Annotated in this window: 13 protein-coding genes; 5 read left to right on the top strand and 8 right to left on the bottom strand. The window is 64.5% G+C overall.

The genetic code is table 11. The features are described from left to right. Positions 1-48: 48 nt before the first annotated feature. The 3 genes from AB5Y89_RS14765 (at position 49) to AB5Y89_RS14755 (ending at position 1,706) form a co-directional block, all read left to right on the top strand. Positions 49-447: a hypothetical protein gene (locus tag AB5Y89_RS14765; protein WP_368224044.1), complete on the top strand. Its 399-nt coding sequence runs from the start codon at positions 49-51 to the stop codon at positions 445-447. Next, positions 444-926: a hypothetical protein gene (locus AB5Y89_RS14760; protein ID WP_368224042.1), complete on the top strand. Its 483-nt coding sequence runs from the start codon at positions 444-446 to the stop codon at positions 924-926. The genes AB5Y89_RS14765 and AB5Y89_RS14760 overlap by 4 nt, the downstream gene beginning before the upstream one ends. Before the next feature lie 378 nt (positions 927-1,304). Continuing rightward, on the top strand, positions 1,305-1,706 hold the full coding sequence (locus AB5Y89_RS14755) for a hypothetical protein (RefSeq protein ID WP_010673880.1): 402 nt from the start codon (positions 1,305-1,307) through the stop codon (positions 1,704-1,706). A 111-nt stretch (positions 1,707-1,817) separates the two neighbouring features. On the opposite strand, the gene AB5Y89_RS14750 is transcribed toward AB5Y89_RS14755, so the two are convergent. Together AB5Y89_RS14750 and AB5Y89_RS14745 are read right to left on the bottom strand one after the other, a co-directional pair. After that, positions 1,818-2,942: an anhydro-N-acetylmuramic acid kinase gene (locus AB5Y89_RS14750; RefSeq protein WP_368224041.1), complete on the bottom strand. Its 1,125-nt coding sequence runs from the start codon at positions 2,940-2,942 to the stop codon at positions 1,818-1,820. Positions 2,943-3,185: 243 nt separating this feature from the next. Next, complete coding sequence (locus tag AB5Y89_RS14745; protein ID WP_200164641.1) at positions 3,186-4,496, bottom strand: peptidoglycan DD-metalloendopeptidase family protein; 1,311 nt, start codon at positions 4,494-4,496, stop codon at positions 3,186-3,188. A 114-nt stretch (positions 4,497-4,610) separates the two neighbouring features. Here AB5Y89_RS14745 and tyrS point away from each other — a divergent pair, with 114 nt between their 5' ends. Beyond that, complete coding sequence (gene tyrS, locus AB5Y89_RS14740; RefSeq protein WP_041215604.1) at positions 4,611-5,810, top strand: tyrosine--tRNA ligase; 1,200 nt, start codon at positions 4,611-4,613, stop codon at positions 5,808-5,810. A gap of 78 nt (positions 5,811-5,888) precedes the next feature. Here the strand turns inward: tyrS and ygjK are convergent, their stop codons facing one another. The 4 genes from ygjK to AB5Y89_RS14720 form a co-directional block, all read right to left on the bottom strand. Continuing rightward, positions 5,889-8,369 (bottom strand): alpha-glucosidase, encoded by a 2,481-nt coding sequence (ygjK, locus tag AB5Y89_RS14735; RefSeq protein ID WP_368224039.1) that lies wholly within the window; start codon positions 8,367-8,369, stop codon positions 5,889-5,891. Between the two features lie 184 nt (positions 8,370-8,553). Next, complete coding sequence (locus tag AB5Y89_RS14730; protein WP_042015603.1) at positions 8,554-9,366, bottom strand: helix-turn-helix transcriptional regulator; 813 nt, start codon at positions 9,364-9,366, stop codon at positions 8,554-8,556. An 11-nt stretch (positions 9,367-9,377) separates the two neighbouring features. Further along, positions 9,378-9,911 carry a YbhB/YbcL family Raf kinase inhibitor-like protein gene (locus AB5Y89_RS14725; protein ID WP_069652866.1) on the bottom strand — a complete coding sequence of 178 codons (534 nt, stop codon included), beginning with the start codon at positions 9,909-9,911 and terminating at the stop codon, positions 9,378-9,380. A gap of 177 nt (positions 9,912-10,088) precedes the next feature. Beyond that, positions 10,089-11,345, bottom strand: a complete 1,257-nt coding sequence (locus tag AB5Y89_RS14720) for an adenylosuccinate synthetase (RefSeq protein WP_042880306.1) — start codon at positions 11,343-11,345, stop codon at positions 10,089-10,091. 190 nt (positions 11,346-11,535) lie between these two features. Between AB5Y89_RS14720 and AB5Y89_RS14715 the strand changes: the two genes are divergently transcribed. Then, positions 11,536-12,438: a LysR family transcriptional regulator gene (locus AB5Y89_RS14715; RefSeq protein WP_202042988.1), complete on the top strand. Its 903-nt coding sequence runs from the start codon at positions 11,536-11,538 to the stop codon at positions 12,436-12,438. A gap of 63 nt (positions 12,439-12,501) precedes the next feature. Here AB5Y89_RS14715 and AB5Y89_RS14710 read toward each other — a convergent pair whose 3' ends face one another. Together AB5Y89_RS14710 and AB5Y89_RS14705 are read right to left on the bottom strand one after the other, a co-directional pair. After that, the gene (locus tag AB5Y89_RS14710) at positions 12,502-13,857 is read right to left on the bottom strand and encodes a TAXI family TRAP transporter solute-binding subunit (protein WP_368224037.1); all 1,356 of its coding nucleotides are present in this window, start codon (positions 13,855-13,857) and stop codon (positions 12,502-12,504) included. Positions 13,858-14,005: 148 nt separating this feature from the next. Beyond that, entirely contained in the window at positions 14,006-15,145 is a 1,140-nt protein-coding gene (locus tag AB5Y89_RS14705; protein WP_319863168.1) for a PatB family C-S lyase, read from the bottom strand. Between the last annotated feature and the right edge of the window lie 64 nt (positions 15,146-15,209).

Genomic DNA, 15,209 nt, shown 5'->3' with positions numbered 1-15,209 from the left:
GCACATGCGATCGCATCGCGATCCCCGTCATCTGACTTCGGAGGTTTTATGCTTGGATTCATTCTGGGTGACATGTACAGCCGCACCAGCGGGTTTCGGCCACCCCCCCGCCTAGGCAAGCACTTCCCCCTCGCCCCCGACTATCAACTGCGCGGTCGCACCGGTGCCGCCATCCTGACCATGGAGACCCTGCTCGATACCCCCTATCCCCAGAAGAAGTTCAGGGCCCTGATCTATGGCGCCTTTATCGAGCGCCAGCGTCGCCTCTTTGCCGAGCAGGTGGTCATTGGCCGGATGGAGGAGGGCCAGGACCTGGCGATCGCCATTGATCTCGCCTTTATCAGCACGGCGGTGCCCATCGGTCTGCTCGCCATATCGGAGGAGATCGCGCTGCTGACCACGCCCCGTCCCGTCCCACCCAGACCCATCCCCATCAGGCGGCCTTGAGCCAGGCGCTCGACTGTACCGCCATGCTGATGTTCTATGCCAAGGTCATTCGCCAGCGCAATGCAGTGCTTGAGCACATCGGCCACCAGTTCGGCTACAGGCCACAGGCCGGGTTGGTGGCCAGGGTGGGCCACGGCGGGGAAGATGACTATGCCGCCTTCATGGTCAATGTGATGACCTGCATCGCCCATTCGGGCTCCTTCAAGGAGGCGCTGGAGAATGGCGTCAGGATGGGCATGCACGAGCCCGCCTTCTTCTGTATCGTCGGCGCCCTGGCCTCGACCCTGTGGGGAGTCCCCAAACCCTGGGCCCATGAGATCTCTCGATTCATCCAGCGCCAGCACTCCCACTATCTCCAGATCCTGCTGCGGGGCGAAGCCAGGGTGGGCCGCAGACAAATCAACCTGGAGCCTCCCAAACCGCCGCTCTGTGCACCGGTCAAGCGCCAGGTAAACCGCTTCCTGAAGTGGGCCTTCTAGGGCCATGGGAGTGCTCTCGAGGTGCGGGCCCATGGTGCCATCCCATCGGCCCGCCCCTCCTGAGGGTCATCACGGGGCTGTTATCTCACTGACCCCTGATCCCCCGGCTACCTTGCCCAAGAGGGGATGGCCAGAAAAGCCAACGGCTGCACGGGGGACAAGGGTCGGGCAGAAGGTGATCCACCTCGCCTTTTGATGTGAACGTCTTTTGATGTTTGGCGCCATACGATACCATGCGCAGCGTGTGTTCCTGTTGGGGGGAGGCGCTGCCTATTGCCCCCGTGGCTGGCCGCTGGTCCCGTCATGCCCTCGGGATGCACAACCCGGGGCCGCCACGGCAACCCCTTATCGCCATAGCCAACAGAACGGAGTATCAGGATGGCCATTGCCATTGAGCAGTCGGACAACACACTGAGGGTCAACAAGGATTGCTACGATCTGGGCCGCATCGTCGGCGTGCAGGTAAAAGCACTCGGCTGGATGGAGCGGCTCAAGAAGACCTTGTTGCTGGGAGTAGTTACCTCCAGTGTGCTCTTTTACTTCACCCCTTCCTACGAGCAGGCGGGCAACTGGCTCATCGTGCTCTTCCTGCCCCTGGTGGGTTTTCTGTCTGGCGCCCTGATGGGGCTGCTCTCCAGCGCGAAATATGAGTTTTGCATCGAATTTTCCCACGCCGACGAGACGGGCGTGCAGTGGATCACCGCCGCCAGGAGTCGGCATGTCGCCGATTATGAGACCTTCAAGGCGCAGGCGGCCAGGTTGAAAGAGCGGCTCGGGTAGGGAGCACAGAGTGACGGGTCTGCGCCATCCGGCGTCAGGAATAACAACAAGCCCGAACAGGTGCACCTGTTCGGGCTTGTTCCATTAGGGGGAGGGCGCTCGGGAAGCGGCTCAGGCGGGATAGAGGGCGCCCAGCACCGCCGGGCGGCTCGCACCGGTCACCGCAGGCAGGTTGCCCGGCTTTCGCTGGATAAAGCGCTGTGCCAGCCAGGCAAAGGCGGCCCCTTCCACCCAGTCCGGTGCAAGGCCGAGCTGGGCGGTGCTGGTCAGATGCCAGTCGGGTAGCAGGGCGGCGAGCTCCGCCAGCAGGGGGGCGTTGTGGGCGCCGCCGCCGCAGACAAACAGCTCGGGCCGGGTTGGCGCATCACTGTGGGCGGGCAACTGGCGGGCGATGCTGTGGCAGGTGAGGGATTGCAGGGTACGCTGCACATCTGCGGGGGCGTATGTGCAGCCGTCCAGCTCGCCGTCGAGCCAGTCGAGGGTGAACATCTCACGCCCCGTGCTCTTGGGGGCGGGGGCGGCGAAGTAGGGGTGAGCCAGCAACTGCTCCAGCAGCGCAGGGATAAGCCTGCCGCTGGCGGCCCACTGGCCACCGGCATCATAGCTGCCACCGTGGGGCTGGTGGCGGCGATACCAGCCGTCGAGCAGGGTGTTGGCGGGGCCGGTATCGAAGCCATATACCCCTGAACCCGCCCCCCCGTCGGTCTGGCCGGGCAGCACCGAGATATTGGCAATGCCGCCGAGGTTCAGCACCACTCGAAGGGCGCCAGGGCGGGCAAAGAGCGCCTGATGGAAGGCGGGCACCAGGGGCGCCCCCTGACCGCCGAGGGCCATGTCCATGGTGCGAAAATCGGCCACCACGTCGATGCCGGTCAGGGCCGCCAGCAGGGCCGCGTTGCCAATTTGCAGGGTAAAGCCGAGGGCAGGGCGGTGGCGTATGGTCTGGCCGTGACTGCCGATGGCGCGAATCTCCTTGGGAGTCAGCGCCGCCTTCGCGAGCAGGGCCTGGGTGGCGGCGGCAAATTCGCGGGCCACCAGGTTGTCGGCGACCCCCATGCGGTCGATTTCGTTCTCCCCCGGGGTGCAAAGCGCATGCAGGGTGCGAGCCGTATCGGCAGGCCAGGGATGGCACAGCGCCGCCTCGACCCGCAGTGCATCCCCCTCGAGCTGCACCAGCACGGCGTCGATACCGTCCATGCTGGTACCGGACATCAAGCCTATATAGCGCTCAGTCATGACAACCCCCTTTCAATGATGCAGGGGAACGGTTCGATACCATGCCCCGCTCTGGTACCGGGCATCCAGCCTATATAGCGCTCAGTCATGACAACCCCCTTTCAATGATGCAGAGGAACGGTTCGATACCGTGTTCCGCCTTGGTCCCCGACATCAATCGGATATATGGCCCGCTCATGACATCACCTCTTCAGTGGTGCAGAGGAACGGTCTGATACCGTGTTCCACCTTGGTCGACAGCGTTCAGCTGTCGTCGCCGTTGCCCTTGTTTCTGGCCAGTTGCAGCTCGGGGCTGTCCAGCTTGGCCAGCTGGGGCATGGCCTGGGCCTTGAAGCTGGCCAGCGCCCGCCCGCTGAGAGACTCCGCCTGGGGCAGGTTGAGGGTGCGCGGGTTCTTGTGCACGCCGCCCACCACGAATTCATAGTGCAGGTGCGGGCCTGTGACCCGGCCGGTGCCGCCAAGCAGGCCGATGGTCTGCCCCTGCTTCACTCGCTGCCCCTTGTTGACGGTGCGCTTGGAGAGGTGCAGGTACTTGGTCACGTAGTTGCCGGCGTGCTTGATGAAGACGTAGTTGCCGTTGAACTGGTTGTAGCCGGCGGCCACCACGCTGCCGCCGCCCGCCGCCATGATGGGGGTCCCCACCGGCGCCACGTAGTCGATGCCGTTGTGGGGACGCACCTTGCCGGTGACCGGGTGAAGGCGGCGCGGATTGAAGTTGGAGCTGATGTATTTGAAGTTGACCGGCGCGCGCAGGAAGCTCTTGCGCATCGCCTTGCCGTCCGGGGTGTAGTAGTTGCCATCCTCATTCAGCACGGCGCGGTAGATGGCCCCCTGGTTGACGAACTCGGCGGCCAGGATGTCGCCGGAAGCAACCCGCTCGTCATCCTGGTATTTGTCCTGGTAGACCACCCGGAAGCTGTCCCCCGGTTGCAGGTCCTGGGCAAAGTCGATGTCCCAGCCGAAGATGGCGGCGAGATCCATGATCTGGTCTTCCGTCATGCCCGCTTCGACGGCGGCGCCCCAGAAGCTGGAGCGGATCTCCCCCTGGGCCACCTGTTCGCGGGTGTCGAGCTCGATCTTCACCGGCCTGGCCACGAAGCCGTCATCCCGGCGGTTCACCTTGAGCGCCTGCTCCAGGCTGTGGGGGTAATAGAGGCTGTGCAGCTCGCCGCCCTTGGTGAGCTTGAAGGTGAGCTCCTGACCGGGTTTGAGCAGGCGCAGGGTATCCGTGCCCTCGAGCTGGTCGATGAGGTGCAGATCCGTGGTGCTGAGGCCCAGGCGCTGGAAGATGACCCCCATGTTGTCGCCGCTTCGCACCTTCACCTGTCTGGTGACATAGCGCGGTTTGGGCGGGGTGACGGGCTCGGCCCGTGCCAGCTGGGCCTCCTCGTCGACCTGCTGCTCGACGGCCAGTTCGTTGTCGTTGTCATCGACCCGGGTGGCGACTGCCTGTTCGCTCGGCCAGGCCGCCAGCATCATCACCATGATGCTCAGGATCAGCACCATCTTGCGGTGCCAGTGAGGGAGAGAGTTGAAGGCGTGCCAAAGGACCATGAGAAGCAGACAAAGTTGAACCCGGAAGAAGGTCGGAGTTTACCGCCTTTCCAATTGGCCCGCCATTCCAGTAATATGTCTGGCCCTGTGGAATCGTGATTGGAGAGTCAAAAAATGTCCCAGCTCGAGGTGGCGCTAGCCGAGATCAAGCGCGGAGCGGAAGAAATTCTGGTTGAAGAAGAACTGATCGCCAAGTTGAAGGAAGGGCGCCCCCTGCGCATCAAGCTGGGGATGGACCCGACCGCGCCGGACATCCACCTGGGTCATACCGTGATCCTCAACAAGCTGAAGACCTTCCAGGATCTGGGCCATGAAGTGATCCTGCTGATCGGTGACTTCACCGCCATGGTGGGTGACCCCTCCGGCAAGAACGCCACCCGTCCGCCGCTCTCCGAAGAGGCCATCAAGCACAACGCCCTCACCTATGCCGAGCAGGCGTTCAAGATCCTCGATCCCGCCAAGACCCGCATCGAGTACAACTCGACCTGGCTGAGCGAGCTGGGCGCGACCGGCATGATCAAGCTGGCGGCCAAGCAGACCGTGGCCCGCATGATGGAGCGCGACGACTTCAAGAAGCGCTACAGCAACGGCCAGTCCATCGCCATTCACGAATTCCTCTATCCGCTGCTGCAAGGCTATGACTCGGTCGCGCTGAAGGCGGACGTCGAGCTGGGCGGTACCGACCAGAAGTTCAACCTGCTGATGGGCCGCGAGCTGCAAAAAGATGCCGGCATGGCGACCCAGTGCGTGCTGATGATGCCGCTCTTGGTGGGTCTGGATGGCGTCAAGAAGATGTCCAAGTCCGCTGCCAACTACATCGGCGTGCACGATGCCCCGGGCGAGATGTTCGGCAAGATCATGTCCATCACCGACGATCTGATGTGGAACTACTACGAACTGCTCTCCTTCCGTCCGCTGGCTGAAATCGAAGAGTTCAAGGCGGGCATCGCCGCCGGTACTCTCAACCCGCGCGACGTGAAGATCTGGCTGGCCAAGGAGATCATCGCCCGTTATCACGACGAGGCGGCGGCCGAAGCGGCCCACGAAGATTTCACCCAGCGCTTCTCCAAGAACGCCATTCCGGACGACATGCCGGAAGTCGAGCTGGCACTGGAAGGGGAAGGGCTGGCCATCGCCAACCTGCTCAAAGATGCCGATCTGGTGGCCACCACCTCCGAAGCGCTGCGGATGATCAAGCAGGGCGCGGTGAAGCGCGACGGCGAGAAGCTGGACGATGGCAAGGCACTCATCGGTGCCGGTACCGCCGTCTACCAGGTTGGCAAGCGCAAGTTTGCCCGGGTGACCGTCAAGTAAGTCGCCACCTGCGGCGCAGCCATAAGAAAGGCCTCCCTTGCGGAGGCCTTTTTGTTGGCTCATTGCTGCAAAGAGGGATCAACCCTCGGTTTTCAGGAAGTTGCGATAGAGCATGTAGAGGTGGGCCGAGCTCCAGCTGAAGTTGCTGGCCCCCTGCATGGCGCCGGTCTCCGGGTTGTAGTTTTCGCGGATGGGGCCGCTGCCCGCCAGCCCCTCGGCATTGCTAAACAGCTTGTTGACGAGCTGTTGGGCATCGCTGCGATAGCCGTAGTTCTCCAGCCCCTTCACCCCGAAGTAGAACTGATCCAGCCAGACCCGGCCGCGCCAGTAGATGTCGGGGTCGTAGGCCGGGTTGGTCAGTGCCGCCGTGCCGAGCGGCACCTTGGTGTTGAACTCCTGGGCATTGAGCATCACCTCGCGCACCCGCGCCGCCTTCTCCTTGTCCGCCACCTCGGCCCAGAGCGGGCTCCACCCTTCCGGGCCACGGCCGCGGGCGGTCAACAGCTTGCCGACGCAGCCGTTGGCGTCGGGCAGATCCCCCTGGGCTATCTGGCGATCGTAATAGAAGCCGGAGGCCTCATCGAACAGGCAGCTGTTGATATAACCGGCCAGCTGGGCCGCCCCTTCGCGATAGCGGCTCGCCTCGTCCGGCTTGCCTAGCAGCTCGGCCATGTCGGCCAGGATGCGTTTCTCCTTGGCGAGGAAGGCGTTGAGCTCCACCGACTCCTGATCGATGGAGAAGCCGATGAGGCTGCCGTCATCCTGATGGTTTTCGAAGAAGAAGACGTTCCAGTCCTGGCGCGCCTTGGCCATGTCGCCGCCATAGGTCTTGTCGGCATAGCGCTTGAGCTGATCCGGCTCGATAAAGCCGAAGCGGGCGGCGTTGTCCATGCCGGACTCCCAGCCGGCCCCGTGCTGGGCGCCGATATCCATGTCGGCGTAGCCGCCAACGCTCAATACCTGCTGATAGAGCGCCATGCCAGCGCAGCCATACCAGCCATCTCCTTCATTGGTACAGCTCGACAGATCCAGCCCGGCCGGAGCCCCCGTCGGGTACTGCACCTTGAAGGTGATGTTGCCGAACTCGTCGTTGTGCTCGACGTGGCGGGTGGCGCCATATTCGATGATGCCGTTGCGGTTGTTGTCCCGCGCCCGATACCACCAGTCGTGATAGGCCTGGATCTTCGGATACATCTCGGCGATGAAGGCCTTGTCCTGGGTGGCGCTGTAGATCTCCCAGATGGCCCAGGCGGAGAGGGGCGGCTTGGTGTCCCGCTCGTTCCAGTTGCCGCCTTCGCCACCCCGATCGGCGAGCTTGTTGTAGAAGACGGCGTCGATCACCATGCCGGCATCCTGCGGCCGGACCGGGTCATCGGCCTGGATCTGGTAGTCATACATGGCGCGTACGTTGTTCTTGGCCACTTCCGGGTTGAAGTGGGCCATGGCATAGGCGTGTTTCCAGCTGTCCCAGGCCCAGACCCCGTCGAACCAGCGGGCGGTGTTGGAGGGGGTCACCCCGTCGTGCAGGATGGCACCGGCCGGCGAGCGCCAGTTGCCGTTGAGTGTCTCCATCGCCTTGACCGCGATGCGCCGCTCCGACTCCGGGATCCCCTGATTGGAGAGGCCGCGCGCCAGGTAATCCTCCCAGCGGCGGATGGAGTCGTCGAAATGGCTGGCGGGGTCGGCCAGCAGCGCCTGGCGGCTCTGCTCGAAGCGACTCGCGTCAGCACTGCTGTGGACATAGCTCTGCAGGGTGTAGATATCCTGCTGGCCCTTGGCTGCCAGGGTGAGGCTGGCCTCGCTCACGTAGCCGAGGCCCTGTTCGTCGAGGGTGGTGCGACTGGGCAGGGTGCGATCGATGCGGTAGCTGGCGCTGCCGCTTTGCATGATGTTCCAGGTGCTGCGCAGCTTGCCGAACTGGAATGCCACGCCGCGCTCGGTCTGGCTGATGGTGCGGGTCCAGGCGGGGTACTGCTCGGCGACCGTCTTGTTGGCATCCCACTGGTTGAGCAGCTCCCCCTGCCAGTTGAGCTTGAGGGTGAGGGGGGCGTCAGTGTGGTTGATGAGGCGGGTGCGAACCAGCGCAGTGCGGGCATCGCCGTAGCGCAGCTCCAGCTCCAGGGTGAAGGGGTCGAATTCGAAGCGTTGCACCAGGGCGCCGGGGATGGCGTAGATCTCGTGCTTGCTGGCGCTGGTGAGCGGAAAGGCGCGGCCGCTCTCGTCGCTCAGGGTCAGCTTGTCCAGCTCGCTTGCGAAGAAGAGGCTGTACTCCTCGGCGATGACCATGGGGCCGGTGAAGCCGCCCCACTCGCTGTCGCTGGCGGGCAGCAGGAAGCCGTGCCAGGCACCGAGATCGAGCAGCGGGTTGTATTTGAGGTTGGCGTAGCTGTCAAAGTCACGGAACTGGAGCGGGGTGCCGCTGCGGTCGATCACGTTCTGATACTGGTTCGCCAGGGTGGCGCTGGGGGCGGCCGGGCTGCTGGAGTCATTGCCGTTGCAGGCAGTGAGGCCGAACAGGGCGACGCTCAGGGTGACGGATAGTAAACTTTTACGAAACATCTCTCGCTCCAATGACAGTTTTTGTAGGTTAAGGAAGGTGTTTTTTAGTATTTGTTTTAGTGAAAGCGTTTGTGAGAGCCATTATAGGGCGATTCTGACGGGATTGTTGGCGCTGTGTCACAGTGCAGGAGGGGCGAGTGTGAGCCGGATCACCCGGTTACACGAGGTTACATAGCTTTGCATTTTAGTAATTATTTACTTTTGTGGTGGCAGTCAGTGAGAGAGAGGAGGGGCAGGTACGCAGGTATTGGTGGGGGGTCAGGCCGAACTCCTCCTTGAAGCGCGCGGCAAAGCGGCCGGGGGAGTCGTAGCCACAGGCGAGGGCGGTCTGAAGCGGCGTGAGCCCCTGTTGCAGCAGGGTGAGGGCGTGCCCCAGGCGTACCTGGGTCAGCACCTGGCGAAAGCTGCGCCCCTCGGCGGCCAGTTTGCGGACCAGAGAGGCGCGGCTCATGGCGAAGTGGGTCGCTACCGTCTCCAGCCGGTGATCGAGACCAGGCTCCACGCTGAGGTAACGGGCCAGCCGCTCCCCCAGGGTCATGGTGGTGGCAGGAAAGAGCAGGCCAAGGCCCCCCGCTTCCCTGAGCTCGCCATAAAACCCTTGCAGCAGCTGGGTCTGGGCCGTCTCGCAGAGCTGCCGCTGCGCCATGGTGGTGACGAGATCGAAGCAGAAGGCGAGGGCCGACGTCACCCTGATGGCCGGTGGCTTGAGGAGATCGAGGGGGCTCTCTGCCAGCCACTCGGCCGGTGGCGGGGCCAGCAGGGTGAGCGCCTGGGAGCGAAACGTGCCCTGCTCCGGCTGGTTGACGAAGGTGAGCCGGTGACCCGCCGGGATCAGCAGCCAGCTCTCCTTGTCAAAGGAGAGGCGCTGCTCCCGCCACCACAGCTGCTTGCGGCCCTGCTGCACCCAGATGAGGGTCGGCGCGTAGATGAGCACCCGGCGCAGGGGCTGCTGGCGGATCCCGAAGTAGTGATTCAGTTGCAGCAGGGGCGTGCTCATCGGGCGGGCTCCTAGGGGGTGGTGAAGGTGGCGGTCAGGGTGGCCTTGCCAAGGGCCAGGCTGTTGAGCATGTAGCCTACCATGGCGGGCGGGGTGTTGGCCTTCACCTCCAGCGCCTTGGGCAGGGCCCAGACGGTGAACTGGTAGCGGTGCATGCCGTGACCGGCGGGCGGGCAGGGGCCGCCATAACCCTGGGTACCGTAGTCGGTGCCAAGCTCCAGCCCCTGCTTGAGCTTGCCGGAGGCATTGCTCGGCAGCTCGCTCTGGCTGGCCGGCAGGTTCACCACCAGCCAGTGCCACCAGCCGCTGCCGGTGGGGGCGTCCGGGTCATAGGCGGTGATGGCGACGCTCTGGGTGCCGGCGGGCAGGCTCTGCCAGCTCAACTGGGGGGAGCGGTTCTCGCCGCTGCAACCAAAGCCGTTGAAGCTGAAGACCTTGTCCATGGGTTCACCCTCGCGGATGTCGGTACTCTTGAGGGTCATGGCGCCGGCGGGCAGGGCCGCGAGGCAGAGCAGGGGCAGCAGCGGGATAATGGGGGATCTCATGATGGGCACTCCTTTGTGTGAATATGGCATTCACTCTAAGGAGGCTGGCTCAAAACAGAGTGCCCATATGGCTCAAATTATGCCATGGAGGTGGCTTTTGTGAGCTGTTCGGGGCTTTTGAGGGGCATAAAAAAACCGGCATCCTGGGATGCCGGTTTTTGGGAGAGGCGAGGGGCCTTAGCGCAGGATCATCTCGTCACGGCCCGGGCCGACGGAGACCATGGGCACTGGCACGCCCAGCAGGGCTTCGATGCGCAGCACATAGTCCTGGGCAGCCTTGGGCAGCTCGGCGAAGGTGCGGCAGGCGCTGATGTCTTCGCTCCAGCTCTCCATCTTCTCGTAGACGGGGGTGAGGGCGGCGGTCTGCGGCCAGATCGGGTTCTCGGTGTGGGCACCTTCGTAGGCCACGCAGATCTTCAGATCCGGCAGACCGGTCAGGCAGTCCAGCTTGGTCAGGGCCACTTCGGTGGCAGCCTGCAGCTCGACGCCGTTCTTGGTGGCAACGGCATCGAAGTAACCGACGTCACGGGGACGGCCGGTGGTGGCGCCGAACTCGTTGGTGATCTTGCGGAACTCGTCCTGGTTCTCCATGGCGGTCAGCAGGGTGCCGGTACCGACGGAGGAGCTGAATGCCTTGGCCACGGCGATGACGCGCTCCGGGCGCAGGCCCGGCAGACCGCCACCGATGCCGGCGTAGGCGCCGGAAACGTGGGAGGAGGTGACCCAGGGGTATTCGCCGTAGATGAGATCACGGCCGGCACCCAGCTGGGCTTCGAACAGCAGGGTCTTGCCTTCGGCTTGCAGCGCCTTGAGGGGCATGCTGACGTTGCAGACGGCGTCCAGCCAGGGAGCGGACACTTCCAGCAGCCAGTCGGCCATCTCCTGGGCGGTCTGGGTGAATTCGAAGTCCGGATAGAGAGCCTTCATCTGCGGCAGTTTCCAGTCCAGCATGAACTGGATGCGCTCGACCAGCACGTCCGGCTGTTTCAGCCAGCCCACCAGGATCGCCTTTTTCATGACCCGATCACCGTAAGCCGGGGCGATGCCCTGACGGGTGGAGCCGTAGGCGCCGTCACCCAGGCGTTGCTCTTCCAGGGTGTCTTCGAGCGCGTGCAGCGGCAGGCAGAGGGTGGCACGGTCAGAGATGGCGAGCTTGGGAATGACGCCGGAGGCCTTGACCTCTTCCAGCTCGACGGTGAGCTTCTCGGGGCTGATCACCATGCCGGGGCCCAGCACGACCAGGCAATCCGGGTTGAAGACGCCGCTCGGCACCTGGTGCAGCTTGAAGGTGCCCAGATCGTTGACCACGGTGTGGCCGGCGTTGTTGCCGCCCTGGAAACGAATACTGGCGCCAGCCTGGCCTGCCAGATAATCGACGATGCGGCCTTTGCCTTCATCACCCCAGTTAGCACCTACGACTACGATAGACGACATGACTCTTTCTCCTAAGACGTTAGGCGTCCATCCTAGGAGCCCCGTGAGGATTAGAAAAATTAATTATCTTTATAATTCCGATAAGGAAGCCATATAATTCCGGTGCAATTATCGACACCGCGCTCCCTTGCGTGGTGCCCGTGCCCTGGCGGCGCTGGCCCTGCCACCGACCCGGGAGAAGAGGAACCCCATGCTGGACATTCACTGGCTGCACACCTTCGTCACCCTGGCCCGGTTGCAGCACTTCGGCCAGACGGCCACCGAACTGCACATGACGCAACCCAATGTGAGCCTGCACCTCAAGAACCTGGAGCAGGCGACCCGGGTCAAGCTGGTGGAGCGCAGCCCGTTTCGCCTGACCCAGGCGGGGGAGCGGCTGCTGCAAAGCGCCGAGCGCGCCATCAACGAGTTGCAGCTCTGCCAGTCCGATCTCAATGCCCTGAGCCAGTTGAGCCAGGGGACGCTCGCCATCGCCGCCAGCGACATCATCTCGCGCCTGCTGCTCATCCAGCCGTTCCAGCGCTTCAAGCAGGCCTTCCCCGGCATCGACCTCACCCTGTTCAACACCACCTCGGATCAGGCGGCGGATCTGGTGCGGGCGGGCAAGGCGGATCTGGGCTTCGTGATGGCACAAAAGCGCAGCGAGCCGCTCTTCTACACCGAGTTGCAGCAGGTGACCTGGTGTGCCCTGGGGCACGGCCTGGCCCGCTGGCAGGCGCGGGCCAACTCGGGGGAGAGCGATCCTCTGGACGAGCCGACCCTGATCCTGCTGGGGCACGACACCCGGACCCGGGCATTGATCGACCCCTCCCTGCCCCTGCTCGGTCTGCCGAGCTGCCGCATCATGGAAGTGGGGAGCGTGGATGCCCAGCTCGACTGGGCCGAGGCGGGCTTTGGCGTCGCCATCGTGCCGGATTTCTCCCTGCACCCCAGGCTCAAGCTGACCGCCCCGGTGACCCGGCTCACCGATTTTCCCGGTACCAGCCTGGGGTACGTGGTGCGCCAGAACCAGGTGCTGTCCCGGGCCATCAAGCAACTGCTGCACTGGGTGGAGGAGGAGATCCAGAATCCGGCGCTGCTGCTGGCGCCGTGACAGGCCAGGCGCCCGTTCCCGATAACCAAGAGGCCACCCCTGGGGTGGCCTCTTGGTTGGTGTTCATTGCCCGGCGGGGGCTGTGGTCTCCACCGCGTGGCTGGGCGGGCTGGCCGGCATGGCCTCCGGTGATGGCGCATCCAGCGGCGTTGCCGCCGAGGCGGGCGCCTCAGGCGGGGTCAGGGGATGGCCTGGCGCCAGGGTTGCGCTGCCCGGTGTGGGCGGCTCGGTCAGGGCCGGGGCCTGGTTGGTGGAGGCCGCCCCCGAACTGGTTGAGAGGGTCGCGGCGGCCGGCTGCTCCGGCAAGGTGTCGGACCCCTCCAGTGGCGCGGTGCCTTCCAGGGGGCCTGTCCCATCGGTCGGTGTGGCCGCGCTGCTCGCCGGGGACAAGGTCGGCAGGGCGCCCGAGGTGGCCTCTGCCCCGGATGCCGTGAGGGTGTCCGCCGGGAGGGTGGGCACGGCATCCAGCATGCCGGGATGGAGCAGGGCGATGCTGCCCGCCTGCATGCCTTCCCAGGTGAGGGTGGTCAGTGCCGGATGCAGCCGGGTGAACTGCTTGAGCCGCTCGTTCAGCACGTCCCGCAGGGTGCGCACCTCGCTCTCGGGCAGACTGGCCCGCGCCACCAGTTCGGCGGTGACGGCGAAGGTATTGACGCCGCTTGTCTGCCCCGGATAGAGGTTGGCGCCGATGCGGCTGCGATCATAGTAGGGGTGCTGCTTGAGCAGCTTGTCCACCTGTTCCCCCTCGATGGGAATGAGGCGGGCCTGACAGCGGCCGGTGAGATCGCCGATGGCCTGATTGGGGTGACCGGCGACCACGAAGGCGGCATCCAGGGTGCCGTCACAGAGCCCCTCCAGCCGGTTGCCCGGGGAGATCACGGGCGGGCGGCTGAAGTCGGCGATCCGCCACCCCATGGCATCGAGCAGGGCCCGGCTGGTGACCCTGTCCCCGGAGTTGGGGGCGCCGACATCGACCCGCTTGCCCTTGATGTCGGCCAGGGTGGTGATGTTGCTGGTGGCGCTGGCAATCAGGGTCAGGGACTCCTTGTGGAGCCGCAAGAGGCTGCGCAGCTGATCGTCCGGGGCCTGGCCCGCGAAGGGGCCGGTGCCGTGCACCGCATGGTAGAGCACATCCGACTGCATCAGGGCGAGCTGTACCTCTCCCTTGGCGAGCGCCGCCAGATTGGCGATGGAGCCCGAGGTACTCTGCACCGTGCAGTGCAGGCCGTGGCGGGCACTCTCCTCGTTGAGCAGGCGGCAGATGGCCCCCCCTGTGGGGTAGTAGACGCCGTTGAGGGCTCCCGTGCCGATGGTGACATAGGCGGGGGAGGCGAAGAGGGAGGGCGCCAGCACGGCCGCAAGCCAGGGCAGGGCGGTACGTGACAGACGCAACAGGGCAGAGAAGGCGAATGGGCGCATAGTGGACCGAAACCGTGGCTGAACATAAGGAGGAGGCGGGCTCATCCGGTGATGAGCCTCATCTTATCCGTATCAGACGGGAAGCTGAACGGATTTTACCGCTTTCGCGCGCACCGGGCGGCCTGGAGTCGCCGCCCGGGACGGTTCGCTAGCGGGTCTGGAGAATGGCTTTCTCCATGCGGGCCAGGGCCTCGGTGAGACGGGCCCGGGTGCAACCAAAGTTGAGTCGCACGAACTGGCTGTTGCCGAACTGGGCACCGGGGGAGAGACCCACGCCCGCCTGTTCGAAGAAGGCGACGGGATCGTCCAGGCCCAGGGCGCTCATGTCGATCCAGGCGAGGTAGGTGGCCTGGTTGCGGGCCAGCTTGACGCCGGGCCAGCGGGCCACAGCCTGCTCGATCAGGGCCAGGTTGCCGGCCAGATAGTCGAGCTGTTCATTCAGCCACTGCTCGCCCCCCTCATAGGCCGCCTCGGCCGCCACGAACCCCAGCAGATTGACGTCGGCGCTGATGCCGCGCATCGCCTGTTGCAGCTTGAGCCGCAGGCGGGCATTGGGGATCACGGCGAAGGAGCAGCACAGCCCTGCGATGTTGAAGGTCTTGCTCGGCGCCATCATGACGGCGGAGCGCTCGGCCGCCTCCGGGCTCAGGGCACCATAGGGGATGTGGCGGGCATCCTTGTCCAGCAGCAGGTCGCAGTGGATTTCGTCGGAGCAGATCACCAGGTTGTGGCGCTCGGCGATGGCGTCGATGGCCAGCAGCTCTTCCCGGGTGAAGACGGTGCCGCCCGGGTTGTGGGGGTTGCACAGCAGCAGCAGATCCGCCGAGGGGGCCTGACGCTCAAGCTCTTCGAGATCCAGCACCCAGCGACCTTCTTCCTCCACCACGGGGACGGTGAGCAGGGGGCGGTCATTAAAGCCCGGTGCCTGCAGGAAGGGGTAGTAGACCGGCTTGGGGGTGATGATGCCGCGCCCGTGCTGGCTCCAAGCCTTGCAGGCGAGGTTGAGGCCCGGCACCACCCCGGGCAGGAAGACGAGCCATTCGGGCTGGATGGTCCAGCCATAGCGGCTGGCCAGACGCGATACGATGAGTTCGATGAGCCGGGGAGAGGGGCGCGAATAGCCGAAGATGCCGTGGGCGACCCGTTTGGTGAGGGCCTCCAGTACGGCGGGGGGAGAGACGAAGTCGGTGTCTGCGACCCACATGGGCAGGACATCCTGACCCTTGTATTTGTCCCATTTCAGGCTCATGGTACCGCTGCGATCTATTTCCCGGTCAAAATCAAACATGTTAAATCCTTGTACTGGCGCTGGATGGGCTTCCAATGTACGGACTTGGACGCCCCCCCGCAAC

Origin of the sequence: Aeromonas sp. s4 (assembly GCF_040907855.1) — a bacterium.
Taxonomy (GTDB): Bacteria; Pseudomonadota; Gammaproteobacteria; order Enterobacterales; family Aeromonadaceae; genus Aeromonas; species Aeromonas caviae.
The sequence above is the reverse complement of the archived record's forward strand: the minus strand, read 5'-3'. Positions and strand labels throughout refer to the sequence as shown.

Coding starts and splice junctions, on each gene's coding strand:
- AB5Y89_RS14705 (WP_319863168.1), bottom strand. CDS start 15,145: ATGTTTGATTTTGACCGGGAAATAGATCGCAGCGGTACCATGAGCCTG.
- tyrS (WP_041215604.1), top strand. CDS start 4,611: ATGTCCCAGCTCGAGGTGGCGCTAGCCGAGATCAAGCGCGGAGCGGAA.
- AB5Y89_RS14745 (WP_200164641.1), bottom strand. CDS start 4,496: ATGGTCCTTTGGCACGCCTTCAACTCTCTCCCTCACTGGCACCGCAAG.
- ygjK (WP_368224039.1), bottom strand. CDS start 8,369: ATGTTTCGTAAAAGTTTACTATCCGTCACCCTGAGCGTCGCCCTGTTC.
- AB5Y89_RS14715 (WP_202042988.1), top strand. CDS start 11,536: ATGCTGGACATTCACTGGCTGCACACCTTCGTCACCCTGGCCCGGTTG.
- AB5Y89_RS14750 (WP_368224041.1), bottom strand. CDS start 2,942: ATGACTGAGCGCTATATAGGCTTGATGTCCGGTACCAGCATGGACGGT.
- AB5Y89_RS14725 (WP_069652866.1), bottom strand. CDS start 9,911: ATGAGATCCCCCATTATCCCGCTGCTGCCCCTGCTCTGCCTCGCGGCC.
- AB5Y89_RS14755 (WP_010673880.1), top strand. CDS start 1,305: ATGGCCATTGCCATTGAGCAGTCGGACAACACACTGAGGGTCAACAAG.
- AB5Y89_RS14765 (WP_368224044.1), top strand. CDS start 49: ATGCTTGGATTCATTCTGGGTGACATGTACAGCCGCACCAGCGGGTTT.
- AB5Y89_RS14730 (WP_042015603.1), bottom strand. CDS start 9,366: ATGAGCACGCCCCTGCTGCAACTGAATCACTACTTCGGGATCCGCCAG.
- AB5Y89_RS14720 (WP_042880306.1), bottom strand. CDS start 11,345: ATGTCGTCTATCGTAGTCGTAGGTGCTAACTGGGGTGATGAAGGCAAA.
- AB5Y89_RS14710 (WP_368224037.1), bottom strand. CDS start 13,857: ATGCGCCCATTCGCCTTCTCTGCCCTGTTGCGTCTGTCACGTACCGCC.